This window comes from Microcoleus sp. AT8-B5 (assembly GCF_036705565.1).
GTDB lineage: Bacteria > Cyanobacteriota > Cyanobacteriia > Cyanobacteriales > Microcoleaceae > Microcoleus.
Genome location: NZ_JAUBUY010000033.1, coordinates 1 through 16510 on the forward strand (window position 1 = coordinate 1; position 16510 = coordinate 16510).

General features: G+C 45.8%; 15 protein-coding genes. 5 read left to right on the forward strand and 10 right to left on the reverse strand.

What is annotated here, in order from left to right; all coding sequences use genetic code 11:
- Positions 1-133: 133 nt before the first annotated feature.
- The 3 genes from QUB39_RS20615 to mutS all read right to left on the reverse strand — a co-directional run bounded on the left by QUB39_RS20615 (position 134) and on the right by mutS (position 4704).
- Positions 134-838 (reverse strand): tyrosine-type recombinase/integrase, encoded by a 705-nt coding sequence (locus QUB39_RS20615; protein ID WP_333057077.1) that lies wholly within the window; start codon positions 836-838, stop codon positions 134-136.
- 27 nt (positions 839-865) lie between these two features.
- On the reverse strand, positions 866-1369 hold the full coding sequence (locus tag QUB39_RS20620) for an Arm DNA-binding domain-containing protein (protein ID WP_333057079.1): 504 nt from the start codon (positions 1367-1369) through the stop codon (positions 866-868).
- 707 nt (positions 1370-2076) lie between these two features.
- Complete coding sequence (gene mutS / locus QUB39_RS20625; RefSeq protein ID WP_333057151.1) at positions 2077-4704, reverse strand: DNA mismatch repair protein MutS; 2628 nt, start codon at positions 4702-4704, stop codon at positions 2077-2079.
- Positions 4705-5390: 686 nt separating this feature from the next.
- Here mutS and QUB39_RS20630 point away from each other — a divergent pair.
- Positions 5391-6557: a zinc-dependent alcohol dehydrogenase gene (locus QUB39_RS20630; protein WP_333057081.1), complete on the forward strand. Its 1167-nt coding sequence runs from the start codon at positions 5391-5393 to the stop codon at positions 6555-6557.
- Positions 6558-6584: 27 nt separating this feature from the next.
- On the forward strand, positions 6585-6794 hold the full coding sequence (locus QUB39_RS20635) for an acetyltransferase (protein WP_333057082.1): 210 nt from the start codon (positions 6585-6587) through the stop codon (positions 6792-6794).
- Positions 6795-6880: 86 nt separating this feature from the next.
- On the opposite strand, the gene QUB39_RS20640 is transcribed toward QUB39_RS20635, so the two are convergent.
- Positions 6881-8035 (reverse strand): AAA family ATPase, encoded by a 1155-nt coding sequence (locus tag QUB39_RS20640; protein WP_333057083.1) that lies wholly within the window; start codon positions 8033-8035, stop codon positions 6881-6883.
- 15 nt (positions 8036-8050) lie between these two features.
- The gene (locus QUB39_RS20645; protein WP_333208719.1) at positions 8051-8842 is read right to left on the reverse strand and encodes an RNA ligase family protein; all 792 of its coding nucleotides are present in this window, start codon (positions 8840-8842) and stop codon (positions 8051-8053) included.
- A 121-nt stretch (positions 8843-8963) separates the two neighbouring features.
- Between QUB39_RS20645 and QUB39_RS20650 the strand changes: the two genes are divergently transcribed.
- From QUB39_RS20650 to hpxZ, 3 genes are all read left to right on the forward strand, one after another.
- Entirely contained in the window at positions 8964-9833 is an 870-nt protein-coding gene (locus QUB39_RS20650) for a prohibitin family protein (protein ID WP_333057085.1), read from the forward strand.
- A gap of 234 nt (positions 9834-10067) precedes the next feature.
- Positions 10068-10487, forward strand: a complete 420-nt coding sequence (locus QUB39_RS20655; RefSeq protein ID WP_333057086.1) for a peptidylprolyl isomerase — start codon at positions 10068-10070, stop codon at positions 10485-10487.
- Positions 10488-10724: 237 nt separating this feature from the next.
- Positions 10725-11111 (forward strand): oxalurate catabolism protein HpxZ, encoded by a 387-nt coding sequence (gene hpxZ / locus QUB39_RS20660; RefSeq protein ID WP_333208717.1) that lies wholly within the window; start codon positions 10725-10727, stop codon positions 11109-11111.
- A 278-nt stretch (positions 11112-11389) separates the two neighbouring features.
- Here the strand turns inward: hpxZ and QUB39_RS20665 are convergent, their stop codons facing one another.
- From QUB39_RS20665 to QUB39_RS20685, 5 genes are all read right to left on the reverse strand, one after another.
- Positions 11390-12514, reverse strand: coding sequence for a THUMP domain-containing protein (locus QUB39_RS20665; protein WP_333208715.1), 1125 nt, complete (start codon positions 12512-12514; stop codon positions 11390-11392).
- A 315-nt stretch (positions 12515-12829) separates the two neighbouring features.
- The gene (locus tag QUB39_RS20670) at positions 12830-14176 is read right to left on the reverse strand and encodes a TldD/PmbA family protein (protein WP_333208713.1); all 1347 of its coding nucleotides are present in this window, start codon (positions 14174-14176) and stop codon (positions 12830-12832) included.
- 59 nt (positions 14177-14235) lie between these two features.
- Positions 14236-14487: a DUF4926 domain-containing protein gene (locus tag QUB39_RS20675; RefSeq protein ID WP_333208711.1), complete on the reverse strand. Its 252-nt coding sequence runs from the start codon at positions 14485-14487 to the stop codon at positions 14236-14238.
- Positions 14477-14818, reverse strand: coding sequence for a DUF6883 domain-containing protein (locus QUB39_RS20680; RefSeq protein WP_333208709.1), 342 nt, complete (start codon positions 14816-14818; stop codon positions 14477-14479). Before QUB39_RS20680 ends, QUB39_RS20675 begins: the two co-directional genes overlap by 11 nt.
- Positions 14819-14838: 20 nt before the next feature.
- Positions 14839-16326 carry a TldD/PmbA family protein gene (locus QUB39_RS20685; protein ID WP_333208707.1) on the reverse strand — a complete coding sequence of 496 codons (1488 nt, stop codon included), beginning with the start codon at positions 16324-16326 and terminating at the stop codon, positions 14839-14841.
- Positions 16327-16510 lie beyond the last annotated feature (184 nt).

Below are 16510 nucleotides of genomic sequence, written 5' to 3' on the forward strand. Positions count from 1 at the left end.
TGCAAGTGCTCGTCAACCGCGCATCAATCTTCCTTAGTTACTCACGATTGCAGACTTCCACTTCCTTGTCAACACAGAAAGTGTAAAGTTTTATATCCCAAAAGTTGCCCCTAGAATCAACATCCTAACAGCATCAAAGCGGGCGTAAATGCTCCAAAATCTTGCCGTCTAAATACACAGCATTAATTACCCTTTCCGACGTATCACACCATTTAGCAACAACCGCACTCGGTACACCCTTGCCAACCTGTTCGCTAATAAAAGTATCCCGGCAAGAGTAGGGGGTAGTTGTCTTAGAACCCTGTTCATGTTGCCTGGTTTTTTCAGTAATCGGGTCAACCAATTTATGCCATACCTGTTTACTGAAATTGTTGTAATTAATCGCCCCGCCCTTAATAGGTGATGGAAATACCAACCTATCCTTGTCAGTCAGATTTTGTGGCTTGATACCTTTCAACAACCGAACCAGTTCTTGATTGCAAGGAAATTTACGTCGCTTATTGTTTTTACTGCCGTCAACCCTTGTCTCCTTACCGCTTGGGTGCTGTATACTCCCATTGAACACAATGTGAGAAAAGTCAGTAGCAATGTCAGACCACCTCAACCCAACAGCTTCAGATGGACGGCATCCAGTCAGCAGCCAGAACTGCACCATCGGGTAGTAAAAACAAAACTTTTGCCCCGTTTCTCCCCTCCCATTCCAAGTCCCTCTGTGATTCTTAAAAGCCTCCAATACCAGCTCTTTTTCTTCTGCCGTAAATGCGTTCGGTTCCGGGTCGCTTTCCCAGTTATGTTTAGGCAATTCTGCTGCTAGCCCCTCGAACGGGGATACAGTCAAGCTCTTGACAATCTTGAACTTAATTCCCTATTTAACCGCTGCATTTAGGTGAGTCAAAATCCTTTTGGTCATGCTGTTGGTCGTATCCTCCAATAGCCAAGCGCGTACCTGCAAAGCGCAGTCCTCTGATAGAGGCTGGTAGGGGCAACGGTCAACATAGCTTTGAATGCCTGTTACCAAGTAGTTAAAAGTTGTGGCCTTGAGTGCTGGTTTCTTGAATTCCAAGTATTTAGCAAACAGCTTAGTCAGTGTCAGTTCAGGCTTAGGCTTGACCGTCTCAATAACAGTCAGGTGAGTCTGTGACTTGTACTTTTTGAGTGTGGGGTCAAACCGCTCAAACTTGATATCAGATTCAATCAACTGTGCCTTAGCTTCTGCTAGTTCCCAGTTTTCAGGGGTATCTGCCAGATTTAGGTAAAAGTGTTTGCGTTCGCCGCCATAAAGATGTCTGGGTAGTTGCAACCTTAGTCTGCCACTGCGAGTCTGGATAACAACCGATCCTTTTTTTGCCCGATCGGGAGAGTCAACCATAATTTTGTCTCCAACTTCAATGCAACCAAGATACTACTTTTGGAGACAAATTGGAGACAAAATTAGAGACAAAGTATTTGTTAAACACACAACGCCTTACTACATAAGGGGCTTAGCGCTTACCCCCTAGCGCCTTCCAAGCTAACTATGCGGGTTCGATTCCCGCTGCCCGCTTGCGTCCATAAGAACCTCAAACCAACGATAAATCAACGGTTTGAGGTTTTTTATTGCTCAGAATACGGCTAAGTCAGGGGTCTAATTGACTAGAAATTGACTACGATTTGACTACAATCTGCCTCGTTTGAATACAAATTGAATACAATCCATACCTAGACCAGGTTTGAGCCGTACTCTTCCGCCAGAAGCCCCAGAATAGCGTCGATATCAGCCAAGTCCGCCCTCGACTTTTTGCGCTGCGCTTTCAACTGATTGAGCAAGTCGGCCTGCTTTGGAAATAGGGATGAGCGTGCACAAAGAGGTAAGAAAATTGCAAAATGGGCGTTAGAGTTGCTGGAGAGTTCCTGGTTTGTAGTAAAAGTAGTAACTGAGATATTGCACTATTTTTATGAACAGGCAAGATGCCTGTTCCACAAAGAGTGAATTTTCTTGTGGGGAGTAGGGGTTGGGCCGGAGAACCCGCCCCTGAAAGGCTTATTGAAAATGGTGCAATATAGAAGTTACTACCAATTTTTTTACCACCTAAAATTTCAATCCTCAAAAATATCTAACTGTTGGCCATCAGACTCTTTTTTACCATCTTTTTTAACACCTTTCCGCAGCCCGATCGCAATTTTGCTATGTTTCTCAATCTGCTTCATCACCTGTCTCGCCCTGTCAATCACCGACGGCGGTAAACCAGCTAATCGGCCCGCTTCAATTCCGTAAGATTTGTCAGCACCTCCCGGCTGGACTTGGTGCAAAAACACGATTTGATCCGGCAATTCTTTCACTGTCACTTGATAATTTGCGACATTATCTAAAATAGAAGCTAACTCATTTAACTCGTGATAGTGAGTCGCAAAAATTGTCCGCGCCCGAATCTCAGTTGCTAAATATTCTGCCACAGACCAAGCAATCGAAAGTCCGTCAAAGGTTGCCGTTCCTCTGCCAATTTCATCTAACAAAACCAATGATTGCGGCGTCGCGTGATTGAGAATATTTGCAGTTTCGTTCATTTCCACCATAAACGTAGATTGACCGGTTGCCAAATCATCGACTGCGCCGACGCGGGTAAAAATCCGATCGCAAATTCCCAAACTCGCAGCTTTCGCCGGCACAAAACTGCCCATCTGCGCCATCAACTGAATCAAACCAACCTGCCGCAAATAACAACTTTTGCCGCTAGCATTTGGGCCTGTTAAAATAATTAAATCTGGGCGGTTTAGCGATTCTTCGCGACCCAAAAAAGCAGAATTAGGTACAAAAAATCCGGGTGGCAAAGACTTTTCCACCACAGGATGACAACCTTCAATAATTTTAATTTCCCGACTTTCTGTCATAGTCGGGCGGCAGTAATTCTGGTAAACTGCTACTTCTGCCAAACCGCACAAAACATCGGCCGCCGCCACGGCGCGGGAAACGTTGCGAATAATTTCGGCGTGTTCTCCTACCTCCGATCGCACTTTAGCAAAAATATCGTATTCCAATTGATTTAAATCTTCCCGCGCCGTCAGAATTCGCACTTCCCTTTCTTTTAATTCTTCAGTGCTATAGCGTTCTTCATTGGTGAGAGTTTGCTTGCGGGTGTAGTCCTTCGGTACTTGGTCTACTTTCGATTTGGTAATGCTGATGTAATAGCCGAAAGCTTTATTGTAGCCAACTTTTAAATTAGAAATTCCGGTGCGTTTTCTCTCGGTTGCTTCTAAATTTGCAATCCATTCTTGGTCGGCTGATGCAGTGTGGCGCATTTCATCTAGCATGGCATTGATTCCCGATCGAATCAAACCTCCTTCTTTTAAATGAATCGGCGGTTCATCAACTAAATGAGCGTGAATTTTACTTGCTAATTCTTCTAAAATTGGCGGTACATTTTGCAGCGCTTTCAAATAGGGCGATCGCCCTTGGGCTGCGATCGAGGCTAATTGCGGCAGTTTCGAGAGAGAATCAGCTAAAGCGACCAAATCCCGCGCGCTAGCTGTTCCAGAACCCGCGCGGCCTGTCAGTCTTTCGATGTCGTAAATTTGGCGCAGCAACTGCTGCAAATCTTGGCGCAGGGCGTTATTTTCTACTAATTCTTGAATCGTGTCGTGTCGCGCGCAAATGCCTTTAATGTTGAGCAAAGGTTGCAGCACCCAGCGGCGCAAAGCGCGGCCTCCCATTGCGGTGCTGGTTTTGTCGATCGCCCACAGCAGCGAACCGTGAAAAACCCCATCTCTCACTGTTTGAGTAATTTCGAGATTGCGGCGGGTTTGGTAGTCGAGTATGAGAAAATCGGTGAGAGTGTAAGTGTGCAATCTTTGCAAAGAAACTGCTTTTTCTTTTTGAGTTTCTTCGAGATATTGCAACAAGCCGCCGGCGGCGCGAACTGCGAGGGAAAGGTGGCCGCATCCCATGCCTTCGAGCGATCGCACTTTGAACTTTTGTAGGATTCTCTGTTTTGCTTCGGACAAAGTAAACGGAATTTGCGATCGCAAAGAATAGCAAAACGAATTCGGCAAACAATCGGGCAAATGCTCGGATTTCTCTCCGGGCCTCAACATAGTCACCAAATCCGGCGCATTAGTCGGCACCAAGACTTCCGAAGGCTGCAAGCGCAGCAATTCGAGGGTTAATTGTTCTAAAGTGTCGGCTTGGGTAGTGACGAATTCTCCCGTAGAAATATCAGTATAAGCCAATCCCCAATGTTCCCCCGCTATCACAATTGCGGCTAAAAAATTATTTTGTCTGGGTTTGAGCATTCCGTCATCAGTCAAAGTTCCGGGAGTGAGAATGCGGGTAATTTCTCGCTTGACTTGACGACCTTCTTTAGCAGCAATCGAGGCATCTTCTACTTGGTCGCAAACTACTACAGCATAGCCTTTTTCTACTAACATTGAGGTGTAGCGGTCGAGGGCGTGGTGCGGCACTCCTGTCATCGGCACTCTGCCAATTTCCTTGCCGCTTTCTTTACTCGTACAAACAAGTTCTAATTCCCGCGAAATTGTAACTGCATCTTGGAAAAAACACTCAAAAAAATCTCCGACTCGAAACAATAAAAGTGCGTGGGGATACTGTTCTTTCACTTCCACATACCGCTGCATCATCGGCGTCAGCTTGGTGAATTCTAGTAAGCGGTGGTCGGCATTGCGGATGTTGGGTTGATGGGGGTCTGTTGGGGTAGATGCAGTGTAAGGCATAAAAGGCGATCGATAAATTTTAATCTTTAACAACTTTAGCGCAAGCTCGGCTTTTAGCTATAACTAATATACAATATTTGACGATTATTCCTCCTTAAGCAGGGTGCGTGATTGTCAATATTGGTGAAGAGTGTTGAGCTATACAAAAGTCACGCACCCTACTTAATAATCGATAAACTTGCTTTTAGTTGAGAATTTTTATGTCGCTACTTATCTAATGTGAGTCCAAGCAGCCGCTACAGTGAGACTTAGGGCGGATATTTTATCTATTGTGAGAGGATAGGGATCGGCGAGTCACAAAAACAACCTCATCCATCTCGTTATTAACTGTTATAGCAGATGTTGAAAGCCTTTCAAGTTCGCTCAGGGTAAAAAGAAAGAAGAAGCAATCTTCCGCAATGATTTCAGCAATTAGGAACGTCTTAACCGTCGAGCGTGCTTGCTATAAAGGTTGGGCGTTAACACAATAAAGTCAAAATTTCCGCATTTTTGGGGCATAAACTTTACATTTTTGTTATTTAAAACAGCCGAAAGATAGATTTTTAAATTATACCTCGGATAGAGAGATAAAATATTTTATATGCTTACAATTAAAAACATCGAAGCGAGTAATTTATCGGCTTAGTAAAGGTAAGATTTAGAATCAAAAATCTGCTAGCTAGTAGTTAAATAGAGGAAAAAAAATAATGAAAGCTCTTTGCTGGCACGGAGCAAATGATGTGCGAGTTGATAATGTACCAGACCCAACAATTATCAATCCGCGCGATGCGATAGTTAAAATCACGTCTACAGCAATCTGCGGCTCGGATTTGCACCTCTACAATGGCTTCATCCCGACAATGCAATCGGGCGATATCATGGGGCACGAATTCATGGGGGAAGTAGTCGAACTCGGCAGCCAAGTCAAGAACTTAAAAAAGGGCGATCGCGTCGTCATTCCTTTTACTATTTCTTGCGGCAGTTGCTTCTTTTGCAACCGCGATTTGTGGTCGCTGTGCGACAACTCCAACCCCAATGCAGGGCTGGCTGAAAAAATGTTCGGTCATTCGCCGGCGGGACTGTTTGGCTACTCGCATTTAACGGGCGGCTATGCAGGAGGTCAAGCAGAATACGCGCGGGTTCCGTTTGCAGATGTCGGCCCTTTAAAAATTCCAGACGGACTTTCGGACGAACAAGTATTGTTCCTCACGGATATCTTTCCGACGGGTTACATGGCGGCAGAAAACTGCGACATTCAGCCGGGGGATACGGTAGCAGTTTGGGGATGCGGGCCGGTCGGACAATTTGCGATCAGAAGCGCGTTTATGCTGGGGGCCGATCGAGTAATTGCGATCGACCGCGTACCGGAACGCTTGCAAATGGCGGCCGCGGCCAAAGCTGAAATCATCAATTATGAAGAAATGGACGCCGGGGAAGCCGTCACCGAAATGACGGGGGGACGCGGGCCCGACTCTTGCATCGACGCGGTGGGAATGGAAGCCCACGGCACCGGTCTCGACGCTTTGTACGACAAAGCAAAGCAAGCCGTGCGGTTGGAGAGCGATCGACCTACGGCCCTGCGACAAGTGATCCTCGCCTGTCGCAAGGGCGGTACAGTGTCAATTCCGGGCGTTTACGGCGGCTTCGTTGACAAAGTGCCATTAGGTGCAGCTTTCAACAAAGGCTTGACCCTGAAAATGGGACAGACGCACGTTCACCGCTATTTGCGGCCTTTGCTCGATCGCGTTCAAAAAGGCGAAATTGACCCGTCATTCGTAATTACGCACCGAATGAAATTGGATGAAGCGCCCCACGCTTACGAGATTTTCAAACAGAAAAAAGACAACTGCATCAAAGTTGTCCTCAAACCCTAACTCGCATTTACCCTTCAAGGAGAAACTATGCTTTTACAAGAAAAAGAATCAGGCGACTTGATTGAAATCCTCGATGTAGATGCTTTAATCAGCCCTACAAAACAAGAAGTGTCGGGAAAAAATCAAGCTGGTCAAGAAGAGCAAGAGAAAGCAACTTTTCCAAAAAGTAATTTAGTCTTTCCTTCCGGTGAAAATCTGCCGCGCTGCTGGACTGAGGAAAATTATCAAACTCATTGATATCAAGGGAAACCCCAAACCTAATATCCAGAACCCCGACTTCTTAAAGAAGTCGGGGTTCTAACAGTTTGAGGTAAAAAGGGAGATTAATTGTTAACGATCCACTCGACTTGATGGGCTTCTGTGATGTCTGGAATATCCAGCCGCGCAGCTAATTTGCGAATGACTGCTTGCGGTAGTGTTGCTGTGCGCGATCGATTCCGCTGCAATATTTCTTCTAGAGGTACTTCTAGATAAACAATCCGAATGCGCGCTTGATAATCGGCAAAAAAATTAATTAATTGCTGGCGCATTTGTTTAGTTGTATTCGTGGCGTTCCACACAAAAGAACGCCCCTCATTTATGTATTCGCGCGCTCTTTGTTTGGCGGCTGTGACCACATTTCCAGGGGTTTCGTCGGGAGGGACATTCATCTCTTTTCGCAGTGCATCCAGCGAGATTACTGGCAAATCTGGGAGATTTTTACGAATCCAATAATCTTTACCGCTTCCTGGCAATCCCGACATCAAAATTACTTCGCATTTAGTGTCGTCAAATGCTTCGTAATCCGGGTGGCCGTTCTCTTTGCGGAAATAGATAAATCGGCTGTGTGCTGAGGGGAATTGTCGGGGAGAATCCAAACAATTATTTTCTTGACAAAACTCCCGAAATAGTTCTATTTTATCGAGCAATTCTTGTCTGTCGCTACACTGTCGGCCGCGCACGTCTGCTTCGGCTAAAAGTGCGAGGAAATCGCAGCGGACAACTTGACTAACTTTAATTACCGACTGCTGCGGGTTGGGTTTGTCGATTAGCCAGATGGGTAAACTGCCGAATTGGACGATCGCCACCACGGTTTCCCGAATCTCAAACTGCACAGGCGGCTCGAATTGAGATAAAATTTGTCTAACCATTCTCGCACCTTGGCGGGCGTGACCTTTTGAGCTAATTCTGCCATCGGCTTCGATTTTTGTAAAGGTTGGTTTGGCGACATCGTGCAGCAAAGCGGCCGCAAAAAGTATCGATCGTTCTTGCACGGGTAATTGACGCCAATTTGGGGAAGATATTAATGCTTCGCAGACCATTCTGGTATGAATTAAAACGTCTCCTTCGGCGTGATAAATCGGGTCTTGCTGACATCCTTTTAAGTTTTGAATCCAATCGAAATGATTTTGAATGCTGTCCCAGTCCAGAAACCAATCGGGCGGTTGGGGACAAAAGGGAAAAGTCCAAGTGACCGAGGGCGATAACAGTCCATTCATAAATTCACCTGCGGGTTAACTAAAATTAAATAAATTCACATCGGGACGCAGAATATTCGGTATAATTGGGCGATTTAGCCAATGTCCTTCTGCATTTTTTATAGCAGTCAAAAAGCTGGCACGCACGTATTTGTAACGCGCCTTGACTATGCCATCTTCTTCAACTTTAATGTACAGCCCCTCCATGCGATCGCTCTTGTCAGTCTCTTTAAAACATCGTTCTTCATCTAATCCCAATTCCCGACAGGACAAACGCAACCGATCCAAATGTCCCGGTTGAATAAAATTAGATTTTTCCACAAACTGCATCATTTGCTTGGGAGATTTTACAACTCCAGAAAACAGCACGGGAACGGAGGCTAACGGCAGTCCGCTTAACAACTTGCGGCGGGATTCTGTACTCAGAAATTGACTGGTTTCTAAGTCCAGCACATCGTATTCCATAAAATAGTGCGGCAAAAAATCATAAAAAACAGTGTGTTTCGCATACAGCCATTCGCCGTAAAGAATGTAGCGATTTCCCAGCACTTCTCCCAGGGTTCCGCTGAGACTGAAAGCCCACTGCTTGAATAAGTTAAAATGTTTTTCCCTCGGCCCGCCGGTGAGATAGTGGCCGCGACTTTGCAGCAGCATTTGTCCGTCTGGTGCGAAGCTGATGCCTGTATTTGCGCCGTCTACCTTTTCTTCTATAATTAGAGGGCGATCGAGCAAAGCGCTAAATGGCACGCTGTCGAGGTCTTCATCACCCGGTTGGAAACGCGAACCTTCGATGTGATAAGTTCTAGGATATTTAACAATTTTGAGCATCAGCCAATCCATTTTAGATTTGAGAGGCGACCCATCCATTTTAGATTTGAGATTTGAGACTTGAGAGGCGACCGAATCTATTTAACCATTATAATGGAATAATCACAAAGGAGCGTGTAAGTTGAAAAGTCAAAGTTTCCAGAGCATATCATCAGCATTCGCTGGGATTCTATTAGTAGGCGCGCTACTCCTGGGATTAAACTCTTTTGTCGTCATCAATCCAGGTGAAGCAGGGGTGGTTAGCGTTTTAGGAAAAGCCACAGATGGAGCATTGTTAGAGGGGTTTCACCTCAGACCCCCGCTGATCTCCAAGGTAGATGTGTACGATGTAACAGTGCAAAAATTTGAAGTTCCCGCCCAGAGTGCTACTAAAGACCTTCAGGATTTAAATGCTAGTTTTGCAATAAACTTTCGCCTCGATCCTGCGAGAATAGTTGATGTCCGAAGGACTCAAGGAACCTTGGAGAATATAGTCTCAAAAATAATTGCTCCTCAGACGCAAGAAGCCTTTAAAACAGCGGCTGCACTGAGAACCGCCGAACAATCGATTACTCAAAGAAGTGAACTGAAGCGAGACTTTGATACTGCGCTGAAGGAAAGGCTATCCAAGTATGATGTAATCGTACTCGATACGAGCGTTGTTAATATTCGATTCTCCACAGATTTTGCGAAAGCGGTTGAGGAGAAACAGGTTGCTGAACAGCGGGCGCAAAGGGCTGTTTATGTGGCTCAAGAAGCAGAACAACAGGCTCAAGCTGATATTAACCGCGCTCAAGGTAGGGCTGAAGCTCAAAGACTTTTGGCTGAAACTTTGAAGGCTCAGGGCGGCGATTTAGTGCTGCAAAAAGAGGCGATCGAAGCTTGGAGAAGCGGCGGCGCTCAGATGCCAAAAGTGCTGGTTATGGGCGCAGGTTCGAGTCGGGTTCCTTTCATTTTTAATATGAACGATATTCAGGAAGAACCCGATCGCCCGCCAGTGACCAACAATTAAAATATGGCTGAGGGTAACAAGCCCCGTGTCTCCGAAAATATTGGCTTTGCTAACCACAAATCTCGGAATAAACCGGGTTTCCTCAGAAAGCGCACATAAGTTCTATGAGAGTTGCCGGAATATGCTACACTTCTGAAAGCCACAATATAACGACAGTTTGAATCTGTCGTTATAAAAGCGAAGTCCGCAATTAACACGCAGGCAACACACTCATTTTAGGAACCAGGAGAAATCATGACCCGCGCTATTATGGAAACCGACAAAGGCACAATCAATTTGGAATTGTTTGATGCGGATGCGCCTAACACAGTGAAGAATTTTGTTGACTTGGCGGAAAAAGGTTTTTACGATGGATTGTCCTTTCACCGAGTCATTCCTAACTTTATGATTCAAGGTGGCTGTCCAAAAGGCAATGGAACTGGTGGCCCCGGCTACAAAATCAAGTGCGAAATCAACTCGAACAAACATGAGGCAGGAACTTTATCGATGGCTCACGCAGGCCGGGATACGGGTGGTAGCCAATTCTTTATTTGCCATTCTCCCCAGTCTCATTTAGATGGAGTTCACACAACTTTTGGCAAAACTGAGGATATGTCTGTCGTCAATGCTATCCGCCAAGGTGACAAGATTATTTCGCTCAAAATTGAGCATTAATTTCCTCTAATTAGTTTTGTTTGTAGTAAGGACTAAAGTCCTTATTGCAAACAAAACGTGTGAAAGTTAAGAGTTTTAAAATCTACAACTTATGACCAATAATTTTTTGATGGTACAAGCCCCGGATTTATCCGTGGAATCAATCCAAAATCCCAAATCATTGCATCCTCAAGCCCCCGGATTTATCCGTGGTGTCAATCTAAAATCTAAAATCTAAAATCTAAAATCTAAAATCGAATGACTGTTATCAATGATAATACTGTGGTGACTGAGTTAACTGAACTATATTTAAAATACGAAAAAGCTCTTTGTACGAACGATATTGAAACTCTCGATAATTTGTTCTGGGATGCGCCGGAAGTCGTGCGGTTTGGGGTGACTGAGAACCTGTACGGGAGTGATGAGGTGAGGGCTTTTCGCAAAGGACGATCGCCTGTAAATGTCGATCGAGAAATGTTCAACCTCAAAGTCGTGACATTCGATGCAGACACGGCGGCTGTGACGCTGGAATTTCGCCGTGTAATCGATGGAGTGGTACGGCTGGGGCGGCAGAGTCAGATGTGGCGCAAGTTTCCTCAAGGGTGGAAGATTGTTTCCGCTCACGTTTCTTTTTTGCCGCTGTAAATGTTAAGTCATTTCCCTTGAATTGCCCGTAATGAAATTCTGTCGATCGGGCTGGGCGGGTTTATAGATATTATGGATGTGAATTACAGATTGTTTGTGAAACCCGCCCCTACAAGTATTGTGGTTAATTTACCTGACAGGATATTAAAGCTAAGAAAACAATATATTCAAATGTAAAATTACTATTTTAATTTGATTATTGTTGAGCCATGTAATTCGGCATAGATTCTTTTTTTCCTTTACTATTAGTACCTCTTCTTTTTGGTCACTCCCATTCGCTAATACAGTTCATATTTGAGCAAAGTACACGGAATCGAGCCATTATAAACAGGAATCCGCCGGGATGTCCTGAGTCCCACCTTTTTACCCAACTCCTTATTCCCAGTCAAAATAAAAGCATTCCAACCTTTAAAACGATGCTTGAAAATATCCCCCAACATCTTGTACAAATCTCCTAATTCGCTAGCATCTCCCAGGCGCTCTCCGTAGGGAGGATTGCAAATCAAAACGCCTCTGTCTGCGGGTGCTTCCAACTGAGATAACTCGGTTTGAGCAAACTGAATCTTACCGGAAATACCAGCTTGCTGCGCGTTCGTGCGAGCTTGAGTTAACATATCAGAATCGCGATCGCACCCTGCAATCACCTCTTTAAGTTCCGGTAACTCACTATTTTCCGCTTCCGCCCACAATTCATCCCACAAAGGTTCGTCAAAATCCCGCCAACTCATAAATCCAAACTTTTCTCGAAACAATCCCGGTGCAATATTCAATCCCTTTAAAGTCGCTTCCAAAGGCAAAGTTCCCGAACCGCACATCGGGTCTAAAAACGGCAAATCAGGCGTCCATTCTGCCATCTCCAACAAAGCCGCAGCTAGGGTTTCTTTGAGGGGAGCAAGCCCCATCGCCGGTCGATATCCCCGGCGGTGCAAACTGCCGCCAGAACTGTCTAAACTTAAAATAGCTCTATCTTGATGAATGTGAATGTTAATTTGCAAATCGGGATGCTCTACATCGACATTAGAACGCTTGTTAAATTGAAGGCGCTGTTGGTCGGCGATCGCATTTTTGACCTGCAAAGCTGTAAAGTGAGTGTGGTTCAACTTTTCGTTGCCGCCGGTGCAGTTTACTGCTAAAGTATTTTCGGGGTATAAGTATTCGTCCCAAGGGATTTTCTGCACTTCGCGGTAGAGCATATCCGAGTTGTAACACCGGAATTCGGCGATCGGCATTAGCACTCGAAAAATTGTTCTCGACCAAAGATTGACGCGGTACAATAAAGCCCGATCGCCCGCAAAGTAAACCCCTGTAAAATCTGGCTTGACATCCTGGGCCCCTAAACGTTCTAATTCTTGGGCGGCAATTGTTTCTAAACCGCGCGCAACTGTAGCAAAATATTGATTCATTGATAATTGGTAATTGGGAATTGGGAATTGTTACTAACAACAGACTCCAGACTGATGACTATAATAGCTGGTTTTAATCCTAACTATCAAAATAAATACTCTACCTTTACGATAAATCACTCGCATTAATCTGGGTGGGGGCGGGTTTGAGAGATTGTTCTTTGTTGGCTGTGATTGTTTGTGAAACCCGCCCCTACAGATTGTTAAAAATGTGTGAGTCACAATCTGTCAGTGGGGGCGGGTTTGAGAGATTGTTCTTTGTTGGCTGTAATTGTTTGTGAAACCCGCCCCTACAGATTGTTAGAAATGTGTGAGTCACAAACTGTCAGTAATACTGGTGAAATTAAAAGCTTTCACGCGCACTCCGGGCACGACACTACCGCCGTAACGCTTCACCGTACTAACTGCATCCACATCGCGCAACATATCAGGTAAAACTTGATTGAAACGCAGGTTTTTAATCGGGTAAGCAATTTTGCCATCCTCAATCAAAAAAGTACCGTCGCGAGTCATTCCCGTTACTTCCAAAGTTTTCGGATTAACGTAGCGCACGTACCAAGCTCGACTGACGAAAATTCCTCGCTCGGTTTGAGCAACTAAATCTGCTAAACTTTGGTCGGAACCTGTCATCACGATCGGGTAATAAGCACCTTTTGCCTCTTTGCCTTTTTGTGCGGCCCAGTAGCGGGAATAAGACAAACTTTGAGGGACGCCATCTTTGATGATTTCCAAATAGTTATTGCTCAATCCGTCGCCGAAAAAAGTATTCGATCGCAACAAAGGATGAGCCGGATCGCGCTGCACTTGCACTAACGGGCTAAAAAGTTGTTCCCCCGCGCGGTTTCCCGCTGGTTTTCCCTCTGCATCGGCGATCGACATAAACGATCGCCCCTCATCCGCCGCCCTCGCATCCAGCCCCCAAATCACCCACGGTAGCAAGCCCGCAAAAGCAGCGCCGTCAAAGATTACCGGATAAACGCCGGGAGTGATGGGGCGCGGGTTGCGGGATGCGATCGCCCGATCGAGCACTTGTTCTGCTAATTGGGCGATCGGCAATTCGTTGATACTCCAAGCAGTGCTCTTCGCCCAACTAGAACCGTCTTCAATGCGAGCAGTAAAGCTGAAATCCGCATCTGTAGACTGGTTGCAGGCGCGGAGTCCGGTTGACGAGGCGATCGCGTACAGCGACGTTTCAGCGCTCAAAGTGCCCGAACCATGAGCGCCCCCCTGGGAGGATCTCGCGCACGCTTGCTGCACCATTTCGGCCCGTGCTAGAGGCGATACAGTTGCCGTTGCTGCGTCGAATGCGGGCGATCGCAAATCGTAGGTTTGAGGCGGCAGCAGCGGCATCCATTCGGGATCTGCCGGCGCAATTCGGGCCAATTCTTCCGATCGCTTGACTGCAGAGGCGATCGCATCTTCATCAAATTCTGTAACAGCAGCAGAGGCGCTTTTGTTACCGAAATAGCTAGTAATGCTCAGGCTAAATACAGTTTTGCTGATATTTTGGCTGATTTGATTTTCCGAGAATCGGGAAAGAGATTCCTCGCCAGTAGAGAGACTGACAAATACTTCCTCTGCTTTGGATAGTTTGACGGCTTTTTCTACTAAAGATAAGGCTTGGTCTTCACTTAAAAGTGCGGGCGATGTTGTTACGAGCATAAGCTAAAGTCCCGGAATATTTGTTGTATTTGAAAATAGGTTTAGCCGCAATACTACGGTCAACTCGCCTGTACTAAAGAGCGTACTGCTAACACTTCATCTGCTCGCAGAGGTTCCACATCTGAAGGAGAAACAGCCACAATTAAAATCGATTCTCCTAAAGCATTAAATATTTCTAGAACGCAGCCATCATCTTCGCCTTCCCTTGGATGAGGTACCCGATCGACTAGCATGGCTACATCACCTTTTTTGAGCTGATATAGCGGCATATCCCGACACAATGCTACACGCTGGTAAAGTTCAAGTTTCACGTCGAGACTCCTTTTTTGGTTTGAGAGTAATAAAATGAAAAGTTCCGTCAATTTGCCACTGCAACCAAATTGTAACAACTGCTAAATTACGTCCATTAGCCCCTGGCAACTCACCTTCGGCGCGAAAGAACTTTCCGAATTCATTAGCACCATTTTCTACTGCCTCAGCCGACGCTATCAAAAACTGGATGGCTGCTAACAAAGCTTCTGGGTTATCTTGACTAAAACCCCCTTGAGCGAGAAATTTTGACTTGTCATCTTGTGCTTTGGCAACAAGTAAATAGCGCGTCAACTTTGCTTCGGGTATGATAGCATCCGCTGGAATTTTCACATTAAAAACCTACAATCTAATTAAGAATTTCCCCCAATTTGAATATCCCTCACTCGCACCGGCACACAAGCGTGAGTCATCTGAGCAACCTGCATCGGCTCGCCTTTTCCGCATATATGAGTACCGCACTGAACCAACTCCGAAGCCGGCCCGATCGCATCTATTTGATTCCAGAAATCAGTAGTCATCGCCTGATAAGTTACATCCTTCAACATACCGACAACTTTACCTTTTTCCACCTTCCAAAAAGCATCGCCACCGAATTGAAAATTGCGCCGCTGCTGGTCGATCGAATAACTACCCATACCGTCGATTAAAATCCCGTCTTCCGTATCCGCAATCATCTGTGCCAAAGTAGCAGTATGGCTGCCGCCATCCGGGCCCGGCTCCAATCCCAAATTGGGAATTCTCACCATCGGCACGCTCGACCAACTGTCAGCGTAAGCAGAACCGTTGCTGCTACCGCGTCCGAGGCGATAAGCCGTCTCTCTGTCAGTGAGATAATCAACTAAAATTCCATCCTTGACAACGTACCACTCTTGTGATTTTACGCCCTCATCATCGTAACCCATTGTACCGCGGCCACCTGGTTGAGTGCGATCGCACTTAAAATTCACCCAAGGTGCAGCGTATTGCAGTTTATTTAACTTATCAGTAGTAGCAAAGCTAGTGCCAGCAAAATTAGATTCGTAGCCGTAAACCCGGTCTAATTCAGTTGGATGACCGACAGATTCGTGGATTGTCAAAAACAAATTTGTCGGCTTAAGAATCAGGGATTTGCAAATACCAGCCGGGACTGTGGGAGCGCTGACTTTCTCAATAGCTTCGGCGGCAACTCTTTCGACTTGACTCAACAAATCATCGGGATTAATATGTTCGTAACCGATATTCATCGGCGGGCGTTCGTAACTGCGACTTTGGGCATCGCCGCCCGCAATTGCCGTACAGGCAAAACCCGGATAGCTGCGGTAAATTGTTTGTTCGATTAGAGAGCCTTCTGTAGAAGCAAAAACCTTGTCTTCGCGGCTTGACTGCAAAAAAGAAGAAGCTTTTTTGATGCCTTGTGCGCCGTGTGCTAGCAGCCGCTCGTTGATAGTTAGCAGCAGTTCGGCTTTGTCAGCAACGGGTACAGAAAAAGGGTCAATGGCGATGGGAGTAATGTAGGTATCGACATATTTTTCGACAGGCACTAACCGCACCGGTTCCTTCTGAGTTAAGCGGCTGCCTTTCGCGATTTCTACAGCCAAAGCGACTATTCTTGCAACCTCTGCGGGTGTTTTGCTGTGACTGGCGGCAAACCCCCAAGCGCCGTCTAGAAGCACGCGCACGCCAAAACCGGAACTTACATTATCTGACAGTTGACTTAAAGATCGATCGCGCGCGTAAAGATTCTGCCTTCGGTAACTGCAAAAACGTACATCACCGTACTCGCAACCTGTTTTCCGAATCAAATCTACAGCCAAATTTGCTAACTCGTTAGCAGAAATTTTTGCAGTTAATTGCACCATAGTTATTCGTCATTCGTCATTAGTTGTTAATTATTATAGCGCTTTTCAATTTTTTGAACCCTTTTCAATAAGCTTTCTCTGGGCGGGCTCTCCTGCCCAACCCCTACTCCCCACAATCAATTCACTCTTTGTGGAACAGGCATCTTGCCTGTTTGTGGAACAGGCATCTTGCCTGTTTGTGGAA

Bases quoted from the DNA above. Each gene is read 5' to 3' on its own strand.
- QUB39_RS20685 (WP_333208707.1), bottom strand. From the start codon at position 16,326: ATGGTGCAATTAACTGCAAAAATTTCTGCTAACGAGTTAGCAAATTTG.
- QUB39_RS20645 (WP_333208719.1), bottom strand. From the start codon at position 8,842: ATGCTCAAAATTGTTAAATATCCTAGAACTTATCACATCGAAGGTTCG.
- QUB39_RS20670 (WP_333208713.1), bottom strand. From the start codon at position 14,176: ATGCTCGTAACAACATCGCCCGCACTTTTAAGTGAAGACCAAGCCTTA.
- mutS (WP_333057151.1), bottom strand. From the start codon at position 4,704: ATGCCTTACACTGCATCTACCCCAACAGACCCCCATCAACCCAACATC.
- hpxZ (WP_333208717.1), top strand. From the start codon at position 10,725: ATGACTGTTATCAATGATAATACTGTGGTGACTGAGTTAACTGAACTA.
- QUB39_RS20665 (WP_333208715.1), bottom strand. From the start codon at position 12,514: ATGAATCAATATTTTGCTACAGTTGCGCGCGGTTTAGAAACAATTGCC.
- QUB39_RS20620 (WP_333057079.1), bottom strand. From the start codon at position 1,369: ATGGTTGACTCTCCCGATCGGGCAAAAAAAGGATCGGTTGTTATCCAG.
- QUB39_RS20635 (WP_333057082.1), top strand. From the start codon at position 6,585: ATGCTTTTACAAGAAAAAGAATCAGGCGACTTGATTGAAATCCTCGAT.
- QUB39_RS20630 (WP_333057081.1), top strand. From the start codon at position 5,391: ATGAAAGCTCTTTGCTGGCACGGAGCAAATGATGTGCGAGTTGATAAT.
- QUB39_RS20655 (WP_333057086.1), top strand. From the start codon at position 10,068: ATGACCCGCGCTATTATGGAAACCGACAAAGGCACAATCAATTTGGAA.
- QUB39_RS20640 (WP_333057083.1), bottom strand. From the start codon at position 8,035: ATGAATGGACTGTTATCGCCCTCGGTCACTTGGACTTTTCCCTTTTGT.